Annotated in this window: 17 protein-coding genes and 1 pseudogene; 9 read left to right on the top strand and 9 right to left on the bottom strand. The window is 52.3% G+C overall.

Translation table 11 applies throughout. From position 1 onward, the window contains the following. Window positions 1–128 precede the first annotated feature (128 nt). The 5 genes from aslA to hemC all read right to left on the bottom strand — a co-directional run bounded on the left by aslA (window position 129) and on the right by hemC (window position 6,601). The gene (gene aslA / locus FEK43_RS14810) at window positions 129–1,784 is read right to left on the bottom strand and encodes an arylsulfatase AslA (protein WP_130209412.1); all 1,656 of its coding nucleotides are present in this window, start codon (window positions 1,782–1,784) and stop codon (window positions 129–131) included. 682 nt (window positions 1,785–2,466) lie between these two features. Further along, window positions 2,467–3,663 (bottom strand): protoheme IX biogenesis protein HemY, encoded by a 1,197-nt coding sequence (gene hemY / locus FEK43_RS14815; RefSeq protein ID WP_130261205.1) that lies wholly within the window; start codon window positions 3,661–3,663, stop codon window positions 2,467–2,469. A gap of 2 nt (window positions 3,664–3,665) precedes the next feature. Next, on the bottom strand, window positions 3,666–4,901 hold the full coding sequence (gene hemX / locus FEK43_RS14820) for a uroporphyrinogen-III C-methyltransferase (RefSeq protein ID WP_135408351.1): 1,236 nt from the start codon (window positions 4,899–4,901) through the stop codon (window positions 3,666–3,668). Window positions 4,902–4,922: 21 nt separating this feature from the next. Further along, on the bottom strand, window positions 4,923–5,663 hold the full coding sequence (gene hemD / locus FEK43_RS14825) for a uroporphyrinogen-III synthase (protein WP_130261206.1): 741 nt from the start codon (window positions 5,661–5,663) through the stop codon (window positions 4,923–4,925). Then, complete coding sequence (gene hemC / locus FEK43_RS14830) at window positions 5,660–6,601, bottom strand: hydroxymethylbilane synthase (protein WP_130209422.1); 942 nt, start codon at window positions 6,599–6,601, stop codon at window positions 5,660–5,662. The genes hemD and hemC overlap by 4 nt, the downstream gene beginning before the upstream one ends. Before the next feature lie 373 nt (window positions 6,602–6,974). Here hemC and cyaA point away from each other — a divergent pair, with 373 nt between their 5' ends. Then, entirely contained in the window at window positions 6,975–9,521 is a 2,547-nt protein-coding gene (gene cyaA, locus FEK43_RS14835) for a class I adenylate cyclase (protein ID WP_130209424.1), read from the top strand. 39 nt (window positions 9,522–9,560) lie between these two features. On the opposite strand, the gene cyaY is transcribed toward cyaA, so the two are convergent. Together cyaY and FEK43_RS14845 are read right to left on the bottom strand one after the other, a co-directional pair. Next, the gene (gene cyaY, locus FEK43_RS14840) at window positions 9,561–9,881 is read right to left on the bottom strand and encodes an iron donor protein CyaY (protein WP_000999947.1); all 321 of its coding nucleotides are present in this window, start codon (window positions 9,879–9,881) and stop codon (window positions 9,561–9,563) included. Window positions 9,882–10,006: 125 nt separating this feature from the next. Beyond that, window positions 10,007–10,185, bottom strand: a pseudogene (locus FEK43_RS14845) (DKNYY family protein); the annotation flags it as partial. Between the two features lie 158 nt (window positions 10,186–10,343). Between FEK43_RS14845 and FEK43_RS14850 the strand changes: the two are divergent. The 6 genes from FEK43_RS14850 (at window position 10,344) to uvrD (ending at window position 15,967) form a co-directional block, all read left to right on the top strand. After that, on the top strand, window positions 10,344–10,547 hold the full coding sequence (locus tag FEK43_RS14850; RefSeq protein WP_021581201.1) for a lipoprotein: 204 nt from the start codon (window positions 10,344–10,346) through the stop codon (window positions 10,545–10,547). Between the two features lie 36 nt (window positions 10,548–10,583). Then, window positions 10,584–11,408 (top strand): diaminopimelate epimerase, encoded by an 825-nt coding sequence (gene dapF, locus FEK43_RS14855; RefSeq protein WP_001160654.1) that lies wholly within the window; start codon window positions 10,584–10,586, stop codon window positions 11,406–11,408. Next, window positions 11,405–12,112 carry a DUF484 domain-containing protein gene (locus FEK43_RS14860; RefSeq protein WP_131162272.1) on the top strand — a complete coding sequence of 236 codons (708 nt, stop codon included), beginning with the start codon at window positions 11,405–11,407 and terminating at the stop codon, window positions 12,110–12,112. The genes dapF and FEK43_RS14860 overlap by 4 nt, the downstream gene beginning before the upstream one ends. Continuing rightward, on the top strand, window positions 12,109–13,005 hold the full coding sequence (gene xerC, locus FEK43_RS14865) for a tyrosine recombinase XerC (RefSeq protein ID WP_130209428.1): 897 nt from the start codon (window positions 12,109–12,111) through the stop codon (window positions 13,003–13,005). The genes FEK43_RS14860 and xerC overlap by 4 nt, the downstream gene beginning before the upstream one ends. Beyond that, the gene (gene yigB / locus FEK43_RS14870) at window positions 13,005–13,721 is read left to right on the top strand and encodes a 5-amino-6-(5-phospho-D-ribitylamino)uracil phosphatase YigB (RefSeq protein ID WP_130209430.1); all 717 of its coding nucleotides are present in this window, start codon (window positions 13,005–13,007) and stop codon (window positions 13,719–13,721) included. The genes xerC and yigB overlap by 1 nt, the downstream gene beginning before the upstream one ends. Window positions 13,722–13,804: 83 nt before the next feature. Then, window positions 13,805–15,967 (top strand): DNA helicase II, encoded by a 2,163-nt coding sequence (uvrD, locus tag FEK43_RS14875; protein WP_000383407.1) that lies wholly within the window; start codon window positions 13,805–13,807, stop codon window positions 15,965–15,967. A 106-nt stretch (window positions 15,968–16,073) separates the two neighbouring features. On the opposite strand, the gene FEK43_RS14880 is transcribed toward uvrD, so the two are convergent. Beyond that, window positions 16,074–16,976 carry an S-adenosyl-l-methionine hydroxide adenosyltransferase family protein gene (locus FEK43_RS14880; RefSeq protein WP_131162271.1) on the bottom strand — a complete coding sequence of 301 codons (903 nt, stop codon included), beginning with the start codon at window positions 16,974–16,976 and terminating at the stop codon, window positions 16,074–16,076. Between the two features lie 82 nt (window positions 16,977–17,058). Beyond that, window positions 17,059–17,823, bottom strand: a complete 765-nt coding sequence (locus FEK43_RS14885) for a phosphodiester glycosidase family protein (protein ID WP_130209434.1) — start codon at window positions 17,821–17,823, stop codon at window positions 17,059–17,061. A gap of 161 nt (window positions 17,824–17,984) precedes the next feature. Between FEK43_RS14885 and ysgD the strand changes: the two genes are divergently transcribed. Then, window positions 17,985–18,041 carry a YsgD/CorL family protein gene (ysgD, locus tag FEK43_RS23120; protein ID WP_212723238.1) on the top strand — a complete coding sequence of 19 codons (57 nt, stop codon included), beginning with the start codon at window positions 17,985–17,987 and terminating at the stop codon, window positions 18,039–18,041. Between the two features lie 150 nt (window positions 18,042–18,191). Continuing rightward, window positions 18,192–19,142 carry a magnesium/cobalt transporter CorA gene (gene corA / locus FEK43_RS14890; protein ID WP_130209436.1) on the top strand — a complete coding sequence of 317 codons (951 nt, stop codon included), beginning with the start codon at window positions 18,192–18,194 and terminating at the stop codon, window positions 19,140–19,142. Window positions 19,143–19,467: the final 325 nt, after the last annotated feature.

The raw sequence follows: 19,467 nt of genomic DNA on the forward strand, positions 1-19,467 counted from the left end.
GATGCGGCGTAAACGCCTTATCCGGCCTACATGATCGTGCAAATTCAATAAATTGCAGTGTTCTGTAGGCTGGATAAGATGCGTCAACATCGCATCCGGCAAAGGCAGATCACTGCGATAGCGCCGGATTAGTCAGATTTAATCTGCGCGCGTGGAGGATATTTCTTCAGGATCTCCATATACGCGTGCATTTCGGTTTGCAGTGGTACTCCCATCGGGATATGGCGCACGCCGATAGAATCGCTTTCCTGTGGATCGGTGTAGAGGTTAAACACCGACGATCCGGCTGTTTGCATTACCGTGCCGGTGAACCCACCCTGATACCCGCTCTGGGTATAAGCGTAAGGCTGCTGAATCAGGACGTGATACTTGAACTCATCCATACGTACAGCAGAGAGTTTGCCGTTGAGGAAGTAGTGCTCGGCCTTACGGTTAGACTGGCCGTTTGTTCCCAGGAAGAAAGATGTCTGGTCTACACCATCGATAAAGGTGGTTTTCGGCACTAAATTCGCAACTTTCGCCCCAGGATGCCCCGCCAGATCCAGTGCTGTTGGGAAGAGGTCTGCCAGATCAACAATACCGTCAGATTTACGCGGTTGGATCATGCCTTTCCAGTACACGAAAGTCGGAACGCGAACGCCGCCTTCCCAGGTAGATCCTTTCGCTCCACGGAACGGTGTGCGACCGTGCGGAGGCACTTCGGCTTCCGGACCGTTATCGGAGGTGAAGACAATAAGCGTGTTATCCAGCTGACCGTTTTTCTCCAGCGTTTTGTAGAGATTAGCGAACACATCGTTCATCTCTACCATGCAGTCACCATACGAGGTGCGTGCCGGAGAGCTACCCGCATATTTGGCGTTCGGGTAGTTATCGAAGTGGCAGCCGCGAGTGCCATAATAGAGGAAGAAAGGTTTATCACTCTTCGCCATCTTGTCGAGGAACTTAACGCCATATTCCATCCAGCGTTGATCCAGGTCTTCCATATATTTCGGCGTAATGTCAGCAATGGCCTCCTGTTCGCCGCCGCGTACAGCATGAACATCATCTTTGCTAAATGGTAATTGCTTGATGTATTCAGAACGGTCCGGACTCAGGGCGACTTCCGGGTTGACGTGAACATCGCGCCATTCGGTATACATATCGGACACTGAGTTGAAGCCACGGAAATCATCAAAGCCGACGTTCTGCGGCTGCGACTCTTTGTTTTCCCCCATATGCCATTTCCCGATAGCCTGGGTGACGTAACCCTGGTCGTGCAGCAATTGCGGCAGGGTGGTTAACCCTTGCAGACCGCCCGGTTGCCCGTACATCGGCGGCATCAGAATGCCGTGGTGGATGGAGTATTGTCCGGTGAGAATGGTGGCGCGGGTAGGGGAAGAACTTGGTTGAGAATATGCAGAGGTTAAAATCAATCCCTGGCTGGCAACGGCGTCAATATCTGGCGTTGGGTTACCTACCGCCACGCCACCGCCATTAAAGCCGACATCCATCCAGCCCACGTCATCCAGTAAGAAAACAACCACGTTCGGTTTCTTACCGGTCTTTTTCTCTAATTCCGCCAGCTTCTGCTGGGTTTCTTTATCCTGTGCCGGATGCTGCATCACAGGCATCATATTATCGGCAATGGTGGTCGCCGGTTTAACCAGGTACTGGTTAGGGTGATCATACCCGGCATAACCTTCGCGCGCGGTAGCGGTTGACGGGGTATCTGCAGCACTGGCCAGCAAAGGAATAGCGGCGGCGATTGCGATCACCAGTAGTTTGGGTGAAAACGAAATTTCCATGCAAAATGCTCCGGTTTCATGTCATTAAATGGATGACGTAATTAAGCATTGATAATTGAGATCCCTCTCCCTGATAAAATGGGTATATAAATAATTATGATGAAAATATATTATTTATTTGCCATGAGAATGAATCGAAAGATCAGGAGAGCGTTTTCAATCCTACCCCTGGTGCGGGGGATATGTAAGGCAGGTTTATTGTATAGTGTTGATTATTGATGCTGTTTTTGATTAGGAGTGTAATTAATATATATATTGGTTATTAAATATTTTTAACAATTCACAGTATTTATAATTAAAGAGAGTAAGGTGCTGGATAATATTTGCTCAGGTAATTATTGCGAATGAAAGAAACCTGGATTGCAGAATTTTCTCATAACAAGTATTAAAGGATGTTATTTCCCGGGCCTGTATGGCATAATAATTGGGTAGATGCTCATTCCATCTCTTATGTTCGCCTTAGTGCCTCATAAACTTAGGAATGACGCAGAGCCGTTTACGGTGCTTATCGTCCACTGACAGATGTCGCTTATGCCTCATCAGACACCATGGACACAACGTTGAGTGAAGCACCCACTTGTTGTCATACAGACCTGTTTTAACGCCTGCTCCGTAATAAGAGCAGGCGTTTTTTTATGTATCAGAAAGGCCCCGGAGGTGCTTGCCTCCGGGTTAGAAAGAACTATTGCGGCGGGTTGTTCTGCAACGTCAACATCAAGCCGTCGCGGCGCATCGATGCGGCTTCTTCTGGTTTGTGCAGTCTGTCCAGCGCGTCGGCAAGCCATGCGTAATCGTAGGCGTCCGGGCGTTGTTTCAGTGCCGCGCGGAAGGCGAGCGATGCTTCCTGCCATTCACCGTGTTTCATCAGCGACTGACCCAGCGTGCTCCACAACAGCGGGCGATCGCCGACGTTTTTGATTTGCTGGCGTAGCACTTTTTCAAGCTGTTCCGGATTGTTGGTTTTCAGTCGTGGGATCGGCAGCAGTAGGCGATCATCATACTGGCGTTTCAGGCCGTCGATGATAATTTGCTGGGCAGTATCATGATCGTCACATTCAATAAGATGTTCCGCCATTGCCACCTGCAAAGCCACCTGATGACGCGTTTTCCGGCTTTGGTTTTTCCACCAGTTACGTAAACCTTCGCTGCCGTCATCGGCCCGTGCCTGATTCATCAGACCAATCCATGCCTGTTGTTCCAGCATTGCGCGATGTTCTTCATCACCAACGTGGGCTTTCGCCATTGACGGGATTATGTCCAGCAGTGAACTCCACGCGCCGGTACGGATATACGCTTGTTCCGCCAGACGCAGCACTTCCGGATGGCGTGGTGTGACTTCGAGTAACTTATCCACGCCGTGGCGTGCCGCATGATTTTCATTACGCGCCAGTTGCAGGCGAACGCGGGCGATTTCCACCGGAATGGTGTCGTTACCCGCCAGTTCTGCTGCACGTTCCAGATGCTGATTGGCGCGCGCTTCATCCCCGCGTTGCTGTGCGGCTTCGGCAGCCAGCAGGTAGTTCACCACCGGCTGTTCAGCGTGATCGGCATTTTTTGACATCAGCTTTTCAACTTGCTGATAATCGCCTTCCGCTAGTTTTAGCAGCGCTTGTTCAGTCTGCTTACGTGCGCGGCGACGCTTACGTCCGACAAACCAACCCCGGGTGTGCGCGCCGGTGCGGAAGATCCGCCGCAGTAGCCACTCAATGGCAAACAGCACGACCATCGCCAGAATCAAAATGATCGCCAGGCCAGTCACGCTGGTTTCGATATTGTAGTTGTCGGTCTGGATCAGTACGTAACCCTGATGACCGGCAATCATCGGGCCGACCACGATCCCCGCAATCAGCAACACAAAGAGCAATAACACTTTTAGCATGGTTATTCTCCTTGCGGCGCGGCTGCCGGGGCATCAGCTTGCGGTGCAGATGCAGGTGCAGGTGCAGGTGCAGGTGCAGGTGCAGGTGCAGGTGCAGGTGCAGGTGCAGGTTTAGCTTCCGTTGCCCCTGCTGCCGGTTGTGCCAGCAGGTTACGCACGCGAGTCTGCATCAGTTTTTCCAGCATCGCCTGGCTTTGCAGTGTTTCCGGGAGATCCATCGAGATATTTTGCTGACTTAACTGGTCCACCTCGTCGAGGAATGCTTTGGTCGTTGCATCTTCAGTATCGTAATAAGCACGAACCCAGGTGGAGACGTTCTCCAGCGCCTGGCGGTACGTCTCTTCCTGATGACGCGGCACTGCTTGTGCGGCGACCAGCAGACGGGAACGAATATTTTCGCGCAGATAGATATCCTGATTCGGCGCTAACAGCGGTACGGCAGTATCATCACGACGGCGAATCGTAATGAAGTTGTCCATAAAACTCTGCCAGCTTTTTTGCAGATTGACGCGCCATTCGCTGATGGAGCTGGAAAGCTCTTCACCATCGGAATCCATTGGCGAACCGTCGCTATCATTGTCGGCCAGACGCAGGTTATCCACTTGATTAGAGAGCTGATTCAACTTGAGGATAATACCGTCATAATCCACCTGTGATACCGCTGAAAGGCTGGCGATATCATCGGTAATTGCCCGACGAACAGCAATAAGGCTGGGGTCATTCATATCTGCCAGGCTGGCATCAGCGCTTTTCAGTAACGCTGCTGCGGTGGTGACGTCCTGATCGCTCCAGAGTTTACGTCCGGCAAGTTTTACCAGAAAGTCCGCCTGTGCCAGAAGCCAGGTTTTGGCATCGCTACCAGAGATGGTAGCGACCTTTTGTTGGACTTCATCCAGCTGTTTTGCCAGCGTTTCTTGCTGTCGATTCGCCTGCTCTAACTGTACAGCCTGTTGCTTAATAATGCCTTCCAGCTCCGCTTTTTGGCTTTCCTGGGCTTTTTGCAGTGCCGTGAGTTGGCTCGCCAGGGCATCGCTGGTGGCAGTCTGACTGACGGCCTGTTGTTTACCCCAGCCATACAAACCGACGCCTGCTGCCAGAGCAATGGCGATAGCCACCGCACTGAGAATCAGAGCGGTACTATTCTTACTCTTCTTTTCTGCAACGACAGGTTGTGGCGTGGTGTCCACGGCCTCCCTGGTATCTTCAACCACGGCGGAGGTTTTTTCTTGTTCCGTCATTATGGCTTCCTGTTATGAGAGTTATTGTAATGCCCGTAAAAGCGCATCGTTGTCAGCGTTATCAGCGACCTTAATGTCATTCCAGCCCAGTTCCCGGGCGAGTTTCGCCAAACGCTCACTGACGACCAAAAGCCGACAGCGTAGTAACCAGTGCTCACGATACCATTGTGGGATCAATGACCAGAGTTGATGCAACATTTCACCGCTGGTAACAACGACGGTCGTCACCTCGCGGGATTGCCAACGCATCGCCTCTTCTGCACCGTCATAATGAATGGCGCACCGTTGATAACATTCACAAAAAGTGACTTCAGCACCGCGTGCCGTCAGAGTTTCTCCAATCAGCTCACGACCGCCGTTGCCACGTAATATCAGCGCACGTTTGCCCGCAATACTTTGTAATTCCGGTAATTGTAGCAAGACTTCACTGATTTCCCGATCCTGCGGATAACGAACCTGGTGCCCGCTCACGGTATGCAGCGCCAGCGCAGTGGTGCGGCCGATGGCGAAATAACCAGCAAGTAATGGCCATTTAAGAGCTTGTTGATGCAGTTGTGATTGGGCAAAAGCAACGGCGTGTTGCGAAAGGGCAAACAACAGATCGCCTTTACCAAGTGCTGATAGCTGGTCGGCAAGTTGTGGTAATTGCCGACCCGGGGAAAACTCTATCAGCGGAAAATGCCAGGCCACCTGCCCCAGTGTGCGCAGACGGCTCACTAACTCTTCTCCAGCTGGAGATGGGCGGGTGACCAGGATACTCATGCTGGCGCGTCTCCGTTGTAGACTTCAGCGAGAATCTCCCGTGCGCCGTTATTCAGTAGCTCTTCCGCCAGTGAAATCCCCATTTGCTCGGCATCCTGCGGCGCACCGCGGCGTTCACCACGAATAATCTGCGAACCGTCCGGCGCACCGACCAGCGCACGCAACCAGATTTTGCCGTCAACAAGTTCGGCATAGCTGCCAATCGGCACCTGACAACCCCCTTCCAGACGGGTATTCATCGCACGTTCAGCGGTGACGCGTAGCGCGGTTTCATGGTGATTAAGTGCGGCAAGAAGCTCGCGGGTACGCGTATCATCAAGGCGGCATTCAATACCTACGGCACCTTGTCCGACTGCCGGAAGAGAAATTTCTGGGGGCAGTGCAGCGCGAATGCGGGACTCCAGCCCTAAACGTTTTAATCCAGCCACGGCAAGAATAATGGCATCGTATTCGCCGTTATCCAGCTTGCTAAGGCGTGTTCCAACGTTCCCACGCAGAGAGCGGATAATCAGGTCCGGGCGGCGTTCCGCCAGTTGGCACTGGCGACGTAAGCTGGAAGTCCCGACGATACTGCCAGCCGGTAACGCATCCAGATTGTCATAATTATTGGACACAAAGGCATCACGCGGATCCTCGCGTTCGCAAATGGTGACCAGCCCCAGACCTTGCGGGAATTCAACCGGCACATCTTTCATCGAATGTACGGCGATATCGGCGCGGTTTTCCAGAAGCGCGACTTCCAGCTCTTTAACAAATAAGCCTTTTCCGCCTACTTTCGCCAGCGGCGTATCAAGAATTACATCGCCGCGCGTCACCATCGGTACTAGTTCAACGACTAATCCCGGATGGCTCGCCATCAACTTGTCTTTGACATAGTGCGCCTGCCAGAGTGCAAGTGGGCTTTGGCGTGTGGCAATTCTTAAAACATTGTCTAACATGCTTGTTACCGTCATTATCATCCGTGGTCCATCCTAACATCCTTGCTGGAGCGATGTCAGTGTTGTGGTGAAACGTTGACGTTAATGCAAAACGTAAATGGAATCCTGACAGGCGTTTCAAGCCGTCGTAATAAGGAATTTACAGAGAATAAACGGTGCTACACTTGTATGTAGCGCATCTTTCTTTACGGTCAATCAGCAAGGTGTTAAATTGATCACGTTTTAGACCATTTTTTCGTCGTGAAACTAAAAAAACCAGGCGCGGAAAGTGGTAACAGTTACCTTTGACATACGAAATATCCCGAATGCCGCGTGTTTCCGTTGATGTTGCCGGAATCACAGACATGACGGGTAGCAAATCAGGCGATACGTCTTGTACCTCTATATTGAGACTCTGAAACAGAGACTGGATGCCATAAATCAATTGCGCGTGGATCGCGCGCTTGCTGCCATGGGGCCTGCATTCCAACAGGTTTACAGTCTGCTGCCGACATTGTTGCACTATCACCATCCGCTAATGCCGGGTTACCTTGATGGTAACGTTCCCAAAGGCATTTGCCTTTACACGCCTGATGAAACCCAACGCCACTACCTGAACGAACTTGAACTGTATCGTGGAATGTCAGTACAGGACCCGCCGAAAGGCGAGCTTCCGATTACTGGTGTATACACCATGGGCAGTACTTCGTCCGTAGGGCAAAGTTGTTCCTCTGACCTGGATATCTGGGTCTGTCATCAATCCTGGCTCGATAGCGAAGAGCGCCAGTTACTACAACGTAAATGCAGCCTGCTGGAAAGCTGGGCTGCCTCGCTGGGTGTGGAAGTTAGCTTCTTCCTGATTGATGAAAACCGTTTCCGTCACAACGAGAGTGGCAGTCTGGGGGGCGAAGATTGCGGTTCCACCCAGCATATACTGCTTCTTGATGAATTTTACCGTACCGCCGTGCGTCTCGCCGGTAAGCGTATTCTGTGGAATATGGTGCCTTGCGACGAAGAAGAGCATTACGATGACTACGTGATGACGCTCTACGCGCAGGGCGTGCTGACGCCAAATGAATGGCTGGATCTCGGCGGCTTAAGCTCGCTTTCTGCTGAAGAGTACTTTGGTGCCAGCCTTTGGCAACTCTACAAAAGTATCGATTCCCCGTACAAAGCGGTGCTGAAGACACTGCTGCTGGAAGCCTATTCCTGGGAATACCCGAACCCACGCCTGCTGGCGAAAGATATCAAACAGCGTTTGCACGACGGCGAGATTGTGTCGTTTGGCCTCGATCCGTACTGCATGATGCTGGAGCGTGTTACTGAATACCTGACGGCGATTGAAGATTTCACCCGTCTGGATTTAGTACGCCGCTGCTTCTATTTAAAAGTGTGCGAAAAACTCAGCCGTGAACGCGCCTGCGTAGGCTGGCGTCGTGAAGTGTTAAGCCAGTTGGTGAAAGAGTGGGAATGGGACGATGCTCGTCTGGCAATGCTCGATAACCGTGCTAACTGGAAGATAGATCAGGTGCGTGAGGCGCACAACGAGCTGCTCGACGCAATGATGCAGAGCTACCGTAATCTGATCCGCTTTGCGCGCCGCAATAACCTTAGCGTCTCCGCCAGCCCGCAGGATATCGGCGTGCTGACGCGTAAACTGTACGCCGCGTTTGAAGCATTACCGGGTAAAGTGACGCTGGTAAACCCGCAGATTTCACCTGATCTCTCGGAACCGAATCTGACCTTTATTTATGTACCGCCGGGCCGTGCTAACCGTTCAGGTTGGTATCTGTATAACCGTGCGCCAACGATTGAATCGATCATCAGCCATCAGCCGCTGGAATATAACCGTTACCTGAATAAGCTAGTGGCCTGGGCGTGGTTTAACGGCCTGTTGACTTCACGTACACGCTTGTACATTAAGGGCAATGGCATTGTTGATCTGCCGAAGTTGCAAGAGATGGTGGCCGATGTGTCGCACCACTTCCCATTGCGTCTGCCCGCACCGACGCCAAAAGCGCTCTACAGTCCATGTGAAATTCGCCATCTGGCAATAATTGTTAATCTGGAATATGACCCGACGACGGCATTCCGTAACCAGGTAGTACATTTCGATTTTCGTAAGCTGGATGTTTTCAGCTTTGGTGAAGAGCAAAAATGCCTGGTGGGTAGTGTTGACTTGCTGTACCGCAACTCGTGGAACGAAGTGCGTACGCTGCACTTCAACGGTGAGCAGTCGATGATTGAAGCCCTGAAAACCATTCTCGGCAAAATGCATCAGGACGCCGCACCGCCCGATAGCGTGGAAGTCTTCTGCTACAGCCAGCATCTGCGCGGTTTAATTCGCACCCGCGTGCAGCAACTGGTTTCTGAGTGTATTGAACTGCGTCTTTCCAGCACCCGCCAGGAAACTGGGCGCTTCAAGGCACTGCGCGTTTCTGGTCAAACCTGGGGTTTGTTCTTCGAACGCCTGAATGTATCGGTACAGAAACTGGAGAACGCCATCGAGTTTTATGGCGCTATTTCGCATAACAAACTGCACGGCCTGTCAGTGCAGGTTGAAACCAATCACGTCAAATTACCGGCGGTGGTGGACGGCTTTGCCAGCGAAGGGATCATCCAGTTTTTCTTCGAAGAAACGCAGGATGAAAATGGCTTTAATATCTACATTCTCGACGAAAGCAACCGGGTTGAGGTGTATCACCACTGCGAAGGTAGCAAAGAGGAGCTGGTGCGTGACGTCAGCCGCTTCTACTCGTCATCGCACGACCGTTTTACCTACGGCTCTAGCTTCATTAACTTCAACCTGCCGCAGTTCTATCAGATTGTGAAGGTCGATGGTCGCGAACAGGTGATTCCGTTCCGAACCAAATCTATTGGCAACATGCCGCCTGCCAATCAGGACAACGATACGCCGCTATTACAGCAGTATTTTTCGTGATGAGCGAGCCGGAAAGCGAGGCTTATCCGGCATGCAATTTTAGCGGAAACTGACTGTTTCACCCGCCTGCTGCGTTGCCGCCTGTTCCAGCAAATCCCAGAAGGTTTCACCGCTACGGTCGCAAATCCACTCGTCGCCTTTCAGGTCAAAATGGTAGCCGCCCTGTTTGGTTGCCAGCCATACCTGGTGCAGCGGCTCCTGGCGGTTGATAATGATTTTGCTGCCGTTTTCAAAGGTAATGGTCAGTACGCCGCCGTTGATTTCGCAGTCGATATCGCTGTCGCCATCCCAGTCGTCCAGACGCTCTTCGATGGTTAGCCACAGTTGGTCAGCCAGGCGATGAAATTCACTGTCGTTCATTGTTGTATCCTGTTTTTAAGTGATGGCGGCAGTATAGCGGCATGGGGTCAGGGCTTCAAAGTTTGCACCTCTGCAGCTGCGTTCCGGCACGATTCATCCGTCACTGGAATAATAATGTCTCTGTATAGCGAAAGATTTGTCTCTTCATTAGGGCGCAGGTACACCACGCCTTTCCCTGTTTCTGGTAAACATTATGATCAGGTTCACCGAGCGAGCATCCCCACGCTGACGGAACTAAAAAAGACAACAAACAAACCACATTGCGATAGTGCATAAAGCCATCCTGGCGCGAGGTGCCGATCACGAAACCACCAGCAAAACATAAATCCCCACGTGTAAGCGTTATACTCACAGCAAATCCTCACTTTTCAGACTTCATAAAGAGTCGCTAAATGCTTGCTTTTACGCCTTCTCCTGCGATGATAGAAAGCAGAAAGCGATGAACTTTACAGGCAATCCATAATGAAAAACGTGTTTAAGGCACTCACTGTATTACTTACTCTCTTCAGCCTGACGGGCTGCGGTCTGAAAGGTCCGCTCTATTTCCCGCCTGCAGATAAAAACGCACCGCCGCCGACCAAACCGGTAGAGACGCAAACGCAATCCACGTTGCCGGATAAAAACGACCGCGCCACAGGCGATGGCCCATCCCAGGTGAATTACTAAAAGTCAGTTTCTGTACCCGCGTGATTGGAGTAAATGATGCAGTTCTCGAAAATGCATGGCCTTGGCAACGATTTTATGGTCGTCGACGCGGTAACGCAGAATGTCTTTTTTTCACCGGAGCTGATTCGTCGCCTGGCGGATCGGCACCTGGGGGTAGGGTTTGACCAGTTGCTGGTGGTTGAGCCGCCTTACGATCCTGAACTGGATTTTCACTATCGCATTTTTAATGCTGATGGCAGTGAAGTGGCGCAGTGCGGCAACGGCGCGCGCTGCTTTGCCCGTTTTGTGCGTCTGAAAGGGCTGACCAATAAGCGCGATATCCGCGTCAGCACTGCCAACGGGCGGATGGTTCTGACCGTCACCGATGATGATCTGGTCCGCGTAAATATGGGCGAGCCCAACTTCGAACCTTCCGCTGTGCCGTTTCGCGCTAACAAAGCGGAAAAGACCTATATTATGCGCGCCGCCGAGCAGACAATCTTATGCGGTGTGGTGTCGATGGGAAATCCGCACTGCGTGATTCAGGTCGATGATGTCGATACCGCGGCGGTAGAAACGCTTGGCCCTGTTCTGGAAAGCCACGAACGTTTCCCGGAGCGCGCCAATATCGGTTTTATGCAAGTGGTTAAGCGCGAGCATATTCGTTTACGCGTTTATGAGCGTGGGGCAGGAGAAACCCAGGCCTGCGGCAGCGGCGCGTGTGCGGCGGTTGCGGTAGGGATTCAGCAAGGTTTGCTGGCCGAAGAAGTACGTGTGGAACTCCCTGGTGGTCGTCTTGATATCGCCTGGAAAGGTCCGGGTCATCCGTTATATATGACGGGTCCGGCAGTACATGTTTACGACGGATTTATTCATCTATGAAGCAACCAGGGGAAGAACTACAGGAAACACTCACGGAGCTTGATGACCGGGCGGTTGTCGATTATCTGATTAAAAATCCTGAGTTTTTTATCCGCAATGCGCACGCAGTAGAAGCGATACGTGTGCCGCATCCGGTACGTGGTACTGTTTCGCTGGTCGAGTGGCATCTGGCTCGCGCACGTAACCATATTCATGTTCTGGAAGAGAACATGTCGCTGTTGATGGAACAGGCTATCGCCAACGAAGGCCTGTTTTATCGCTTACTCTACTTGCAGCGTAGTCTCACCGCCGCCAGCAGTCTCGACGATATGCTGATGCGTTTTCACCGCTGGGCGCGTGATTTAGGGCTGGCGGGCGCGAGTGTGCGCCTGTTTCCGGATCGTTGGCGCTTAGGTGCGCCGTCGAACCATACTCATCTGGCATTAAGCCGTCAGGCTTTTGAACCACTGCGTATTCAGCGGCTGGGGCAGGAGCAGCATTATCTGGGGCCGCTTAACGGGCCGGAGTTGCTGGTGGTGCTACCGGAAGCGAAAGCGGTGGGATCGGTGGCGATGTCGATGCTGGGAAGCGATGCTGATTTAGGCGTAGTGCTGTTCACCAGCCGCGATGCCAATCACTATCAACAAGGACAGGGAACGCAGTTACTTGATGAAATTGCGCTGATGTTGCCGGAGCTTCTGGAGCGTTGGATTGAACGCGTATGACCAATTTACATACCGATGTAGAACGCTATCTACGTTATCTGAGCGTGGAGCGTCAGCTTAGCCCGATAACCCTGCTTAACTACCAGCGCCAGCTTGAGGCGATCATCAATTTTGCCAGCGAAAATGGCCTGCAAAGTTGGCAGCAATGCGATGTGACGATGGTGCGCAATTTTGCTGTACGCAGTCGCCGTAAAGGGCTGGGCGCGGCAAGCCTCGCATTACGCCTCTCTGCGCTACGTAGCTTTTTTGACTGGCTGGTCAGCCAGAACGAACTCAAAGCCAACCCGGCAAAAGGTGTTTCGGCACCGAAAGCGCCGCGTCATCTGCCAAAAAATATCGACGTCGATGATATGAATCGGCTGCTGGATATTGATATCAACGATCCCCTCGCCGTGCGCGATCGGGCAATGCTGGAAGTGATGTACGGCGCGGGTCTGCGTCTTTCCGAACTGGTGGGGCTGGATATCAAACACCTCGACCTGGAGTCCGGCGAAGTGTGGGTGATGGGGAAAGGCAGTAAAGAGCGCCGCCTGCCAATTGGTCGCAACGCTGTGGCGTGGATTGAGCACTGGCTTGATTTGCGCGATCTGTTTGGCAGCGAAGACGACGCGCTTTTCCTGTCGAAACTGGGCAAGCGTATCTCCGCGCGTAATGTACAGAAACGCTTTGCCGAATGGGGCATAAAACAAGGGCTGAATAATCACGTTCACCCGCATAAATTACGTCACTCGTTCGCTACGCATATGCTGGAGTCGAGCGGTGATCTTCGTGGTGTGCAGGAGCTGCTGGGTCATGCCAACCTCTCCACCACGCAAATCTATACTCATCTTGATTTTCAACACCTTGCCTCGGTGTACGATGCGGCGCATCCACGCGCCAAACGGGGGAAATAATGCGTTTTTACCGGCCTTTGGGGCGCATCTCGGCGCTCACCTTTGACCTGGATGATACCCTTTATGATAACCGTCCGGTGATCCAACGTACCGAGCAAGAAGCTCTTATCTTTGTGCAAAATTATCATCCGGCGCTGCGCAGCTTCCAGAATGAAGATCTGCAACGTCTGCGTCAGACGGTACGGGAAGCGGAACCCGAGATTTATCACGACGTAACGCGCTGGCGTTTTCGTTCGATTGAACAAGCGATGCTCGACGCTGGGCTGAGTGCGGAAGAAGCCAGTGCCGGCGCACACGCGGCAATGATCAACTTTGCCAAATGGCGTAGCCGGATCGATGTTCCGCAGCAAACCCACGACACCTTAAAACAGCTGGCGAAGAAATGGCCGCTGGTGGCGATCACCAACGGTAACGCCCAGCCGGAGCTGTTTGGCCTGGGCGACTACTTTGAGTTTGTGCTGCGTGCTGGCCCACACGGGCGCTCAAAACCGTTCAGCGATATGTACTTCCTGGCGGCGGAAAAACTCAACGTGCCGATCGGCGAGATCTTACATGTCGGGGACGATCTCACCACTGACGTGGGCGGGGCAATTCGCAGCGGAATGCAGGCCTGTTGGATCAGACCGGAAAATGGCGATCTGATGCAAACCTGGGACAGCCGTTTACTCCCGCATCTGGAAATTTCCCGGTTGGCATCTCTGACCTCGCTGATATAATCAGCAAATCTGTATATATACCCAGCTTTTTGGCGGAGGGCGTTGCGCTTCTCCGCCCAACCTATTTTTACGCGGCGGTGCCAATGGACGTTTCTTACCTGCTCGATAGCCTTAATGACAAACAGCGCGAAGCGGTGGCCGCGCCACGCAGCAACCTTCTGGTGCTGGCGGGCGCGGGCAGTGGTAAGACGCGCGTACTGGTGCATCGTATCGCCTGGCTGATGAGCGTGGAAAACTGCTCGCCATACTCGATTATGGCGGTGACGTTTACCAACAAAGCGGCGGCGGAGATGCGTCATCGTATCGGGCAACTGATGGGCACCAGCCAGGGCGGCATGTGGGTCGGCACCTTCCACGGGCTGGCGCACCGTTTGCTGCGTGCGCACCATATGGACGCCAATCTGCCGCAGGATTTCCAGATCCTCGACAGCGAAGACCAGCTACGCCTGCTTAAGCGTTTGATCAAAGCCATGAACCTCGACGAGAAGCAGTGGCCGCCGCGCCAGGCAATGTGGTACATCAACAGCCAGAAAGATGAAGGCCTGCGTCCGCATCATATTCAAAGCTACGGTAATCCGGTGGAGCAGACCTGGCAGAAGGTGTATCAGGCGTATCAGGAAGCGTGTGACCGCGCGGGCCTGGTGGACTTCGCCGAGCTGCTGCTGCGCGCCCACGAACTGTGGCTTAACAAGCCGCATATCCTGCAACACTACCGCGAACGTTTTACCAACATCCTGGTGGACGAATTCCAGGATACCAACAACATTCAGTACGCGTGGATCCGCCTGCTGGCGGGCGACACTGGCAAGGTGATGATCGTCGGTGATGACGACCAGTCAATCTACGGCTGGCGCGGGGCGCAAGTCGAGAACATTCAGCGTTTCCTCAATGATTTCCCCGGTGCTGAAACTATCCGTCTGGAGCAGAACTACCGCTCTACCAGCAATATTCTGAGCGCCGCTAACGCCCTGATTGAAAACAACAACGGGCGTCTGGGTAAAAAACTGTGGACCGATGGCGCGGACGGTGAGCCTATTTCCCTCTATTGTGCCTTTAACGAACTCGATGAAGCGCGTTTTGTGGTTAACCGCATCAAAACCTGGCAGGACAACGGCGGGGCGCTTGCCGAGTGCGCCATTCTCTACCGCAGCAACGCCCAGTCGCGTGTGCTGGAAGAAGCACTGTTGCAGGCGAGTATGCCGTACCGTATTTACGGCGGGATGCGCTTCTTCGAACGCCAGGAAATCAAAGATGCGCTCTCGTATCTGCGCCTGATTGCCAACCGCAACGACGACGCGGCCTTTGAGCGTGTGGTGAATACGCCAACGCGGGGTATTGGTGACCGGACGCTGGACGTGGTACGTCAGACATCGCGCGATCGCCAGTTAACACTCTGGCAGGCGTGCCGTGAACTGTTGCAGGAAAAAGCCCTCGCCGGACGTGCAGCCAGCGCCTTGCAACGGTTTATGGAATTAATCGACGCCTTAGCGCAGGAAACTGCCGATATGCCTCTACATGTACAGACTGACCGGGTAATTAAAGACTCCGGCCTGCGCACCATGTACGAGCAGGAGAAGGGCGAAAAAGGCCAGACGCGTATCGAAAACTTAGAGGAACTGGTGACGGCAACGCGCCAGTTCAGCTACAACGAAGAAGACGAAGATTTAATGCCGCTGCAGGCGTTCCTCTCCCATGCGGCACTGGAAGCAGGTGAAGGGCAGGCGGATACCTGGCAGGATGCGGTGCAGTTGATGACGCTACACTCGGCGAAAGGTCTGGAGTTTCCGCAGGTGTTTATCGTTGGTATGGAAGAGGGCATGTTCCCAAGCCAAATGTCGCTGGATGAAGGCGGGCGTCTGGAAGAAGAACGCCGTCTGGCCTACGTTGGCGTAACCCGCGCGATGCAGAAACTGACGCTGACCTACGCGGAAACTCGCCGTCTGTATGGCAAAGAGGTTTACCATCGCCCGTCGCGCTTTATTGGCGAGCTGCCGGAAGAGTGTGTGGAAGAGGTGCGCCTGCGCGCCACGGTAAGCCGCCCGGTCAGCCATCAGCGGATGGGTACGCCAATGGTCGAGAATGACAGCGGCTACAAACTCGGCCAGCGCGTGCGCCACGCCAAGTTTGGTGAAGGCACTATCGTCAATATGGAAGGCAGCGGCGAGCATAGCCGTTTGCAGGTGGCATTCCAGGGCCAGGGAATCAAATGGCTGGTGGCGGCTTATGCCCGACTGGAGACGGTGTAATTCACGATTACGTTGCCGGATGCGGTGCTGCGCACCTTATTCGGCCTACAGAAATGGCACCCGGTAGGCCGGATAAGGCGTTTACGCCGCATCCGGCATCAGCACCTTACTTAGCGCACTTCTTCACATCAATATTCCAGTCAGCACCAGACGCAACCTGATGTTTCTGCGCGAAATTATCCATATTCAGCGCCACGGAAACATTCAACAAGCTGTTCAGATACACCATCGGCTGGCCTTCCGGCACATCGCCGAAGCTGGCGACATACGGCATTTTCCCTGCGTATTTTTGCTGGGAACCTTCGGAAATGGTCACACATAACGTATCGTTGAGTTTGATCCCCGCCTGATTCAACAACTCGTCGCTGATATTGCTCCAGACGTTACCGTACTGAATATCAAGAATCGGGATATTGCCCTTCACTTCACCTTTTGTCGCTTTCGCTTTCTGATAAGGCAGTTCGACAACTTTTGCCGGAAGCTCCGGCCCCACCTGCTCGAACGTGATCGCTCCGGAAGCCAGACGCGCACCGGTGTAGGCATATACATCGCGACCATGGAAGGTATATGACTTTTCGGAACCTTTCAGGCGGTTGGTTTTTTCATCGATTTGCCGGACGCTCTCAATACCCAGCGATTCCGCCACCAAAGTGAGCGTACCGTTATCTGGTGAAACGAAGTACTGACCGTTTTTGGTTTTCAGCACCACCGATTTACGGTCAGTGCCTACGCCCGGATCGACCACACTGACAAACACCGAACCTTGCGGCCAGTAACTGGCAGTCTGATACAGGCGATAAGCACCTTCCCAGATGTTATACGGTGGAATTTCGTGTGTTAAATCAAAGATTTTAAGATTATGGTCAACGCCGAAAGCGACGCCTTTCATCGCCGAGACGGCCCCATCTTTCAGGCTAAAATCCGTTTGTAAAATCAAAGCGTTATCCGCATAAGCGGACGATGATCCCAGACACGTTAATAAAAATAACGTTGCGAGCGTTTTTTTCATTTTTGTTTCCCTTCATTTATCTGATGATTTTCCAGCTGTGTAGCCAGCCCCAGTTTGTCTGGCCTCCTCGAGTGTACAATGCTTAACTTTTCCGCTCGACGGAAATCATGGTAACAAAAGGATAGCGTTGCCACGGGATTGCCCCGCCTTTCACATACATATGTGAAATCGTGCCATCAAGATAAAGCAGCTGCTCGACGTCCAGTTTCGCTTTGGCATAACAGGCAAAATCATAAAAATTTGTCGCCTGCTGGCTCAACAAAAACACAGCGTTCCCTTGTTTATTAATCCCCACACCGTTACGGATTTTGCGTGAGGCGACGTTGGGATGAATACGCGGATTAATTACGCCATTTTCCATCAGCATTGGCCCTGATTGCACCGCAAACTGAATCTCTTTACTGGCTTTAAAGGCATCCAAACGAACGATGCCGACTTTATTTCCCGCAACATAAAAAACGCCGCCAGGACGGATAAAGAAATTACCTTCCCCCGAGGCGAGATTTAACGCCACTTTCTGCTGACCGTTTTCGATGTACAAACCGAGCGGCGCATAGCTTTCATCATAGATGCCGCCGTTCATCACCATCTGAACCTGATCCTGATTATTAACATCAGCCAGCAGCGCATGTAACGTTCCCCACGCTTCGCCATTGGCTTTTTGCCAGTACATTTTCACCCGTTCGGTTTGAGGATTAACGGTATACGCCTGCACAGTCAGCGTTGGGTCAGAGAGCGCGCAGTCATCAGCAGCAACAGCAAACAAGGGGAGCAAGGTGAGAGCGAGAAAAATCCGTTTGAGATTCAAGGTGATCATTCCTTTACCAATGAGTAGCCGATGCGCCATTATAGGTCCTGGATGTGGGATTTTTTTATCCTGTTAATGACCTTGACGAGTACCAAAAAGCGCGAAGTTCAACTATTGTTCTGTGGTGTTCTGTTGCGTGTTGACGGCAAAATTTTGCTGGCGTAACATGCGCGCACGATCACTCTAAGAGGACATTCGCCTTGGACACACCCAGTAGATACTGGCTCATTATCCTGTCATCCAGGATCAACTCCTAAGGCTATCCCCTTTTGCTGATAGCCTTAGCGGTTGTCAGCGACCTCAATTTTCCCGTCGCGCTGAGTCAGGCTGTTTAATGGTCTGAAACCCAATTTGTTTCTGTGTGCCCACCGAACTGTCCGATATTTTAAGCATTGGGAGTCCCGGTCATGCTGAGCGCATTTCAACTGGAAAATAACCGACTGACCCGGCTGGAAGTCGAAGAGTCACAACCCCTTGTAAATGCAGTATGGATTGATCTTGTCGAACCGGATGACGACGAGCGACTGCGCGTACAATCTGAACTTGGCCAGAGCCTGGCAACTCGCCCGGAACTGGAAGACATCGAAGCATCGGCGCGTTTCTTTGAAGACGATGACGGCCTGCATATTCACTCCTTCTTCTTCTTTGAAGATGCGGAAGATCACGCCGGTAACTCTACTGTAGCATTTACCATCCGCGATGGTCGTCTGTTTACACTGCGTGAACGCGAGCTGCCTGCATTCCGTCTGTATCGTATGCGCGCCCGCAGCCAGTCGATGGTAGACGGTAACGCTTACGAGCTGCTGCTGGATCTGTTCGAAACCAAAATCGAACAGTTAGCGGATGAAATTGAAAACATCTACAGCGATCTGGAGCAACTGAGCCGGGTGATTATGGAAGGGCGTCAGGGCGATGAGTACGACGAGGCACTCTCCACATTGGCAGAACTGGAAGATATCGGCTGGAAAGTTCGCCTGTGTCTGATGGATACCCAGCGCGCGCTCAACTTCCTGGTACGTAAAGCACGCTTACCGGGTGGGCAACTGGAGCAGGCGCGTGAAATTCTGCGAGATATCGAGTCCCTGCTGCCGCATAACGAATCCTTGTTCCAGAAGGTGAACTTCTTGATGCAGGCAGCGATGGGCTTTATCAACATCGAGCAGAACCGCATCATCAAAATCTTCTCGGTGGTGTCCGTCGTGTTCCTGCCGCCAACGCTGGTCGCTTCCAGCTACGGGATGAACTTTGAGTTTATGCCAGAGTTGAAGTGGAGCTTCGGCTACCCGGCAGCGATTATCTTTATGATCCTCGCGGGCCTGGCACCGTATCTGTACTTTAAGCGCAAGAACTGGCTGTAACTTTACGATGTCGCTGTGAGTAAGTTAGTGTGCTGACAGCGACATTTTAGCCGAGGGAATCACAGATAACATAATTGTTGTGAATAATATCCATGCCACGTTGAGTTGGACGCTTAATGAATCACATCTCATCCCTTCAATTGCTGCAGAGATGATAGAAAAAAGTGTCAAACCCAATGAAGTCAATACAAAGTAGATTGCCTTACATCCAGTATCTCTTATTCTTTTAGCTCCGATGTTGATATTCACATATGTATTAGTGTTGATCAGAATAAAACTCAAAGCCAGGTTGATATCATTCAAAGTTATTAATATTGACCATGAT

Origin of the sequence: Escherichia sp. E2562 (assembly GCF_005781075.1) — a bacterium.
In the GTDB taxonomy this organism is placed as follows: Bacteria; Pseudomonadota; Gammaproteobacteria; order Enterobacterales; family Enterobacteriaceae; genus Escherichia.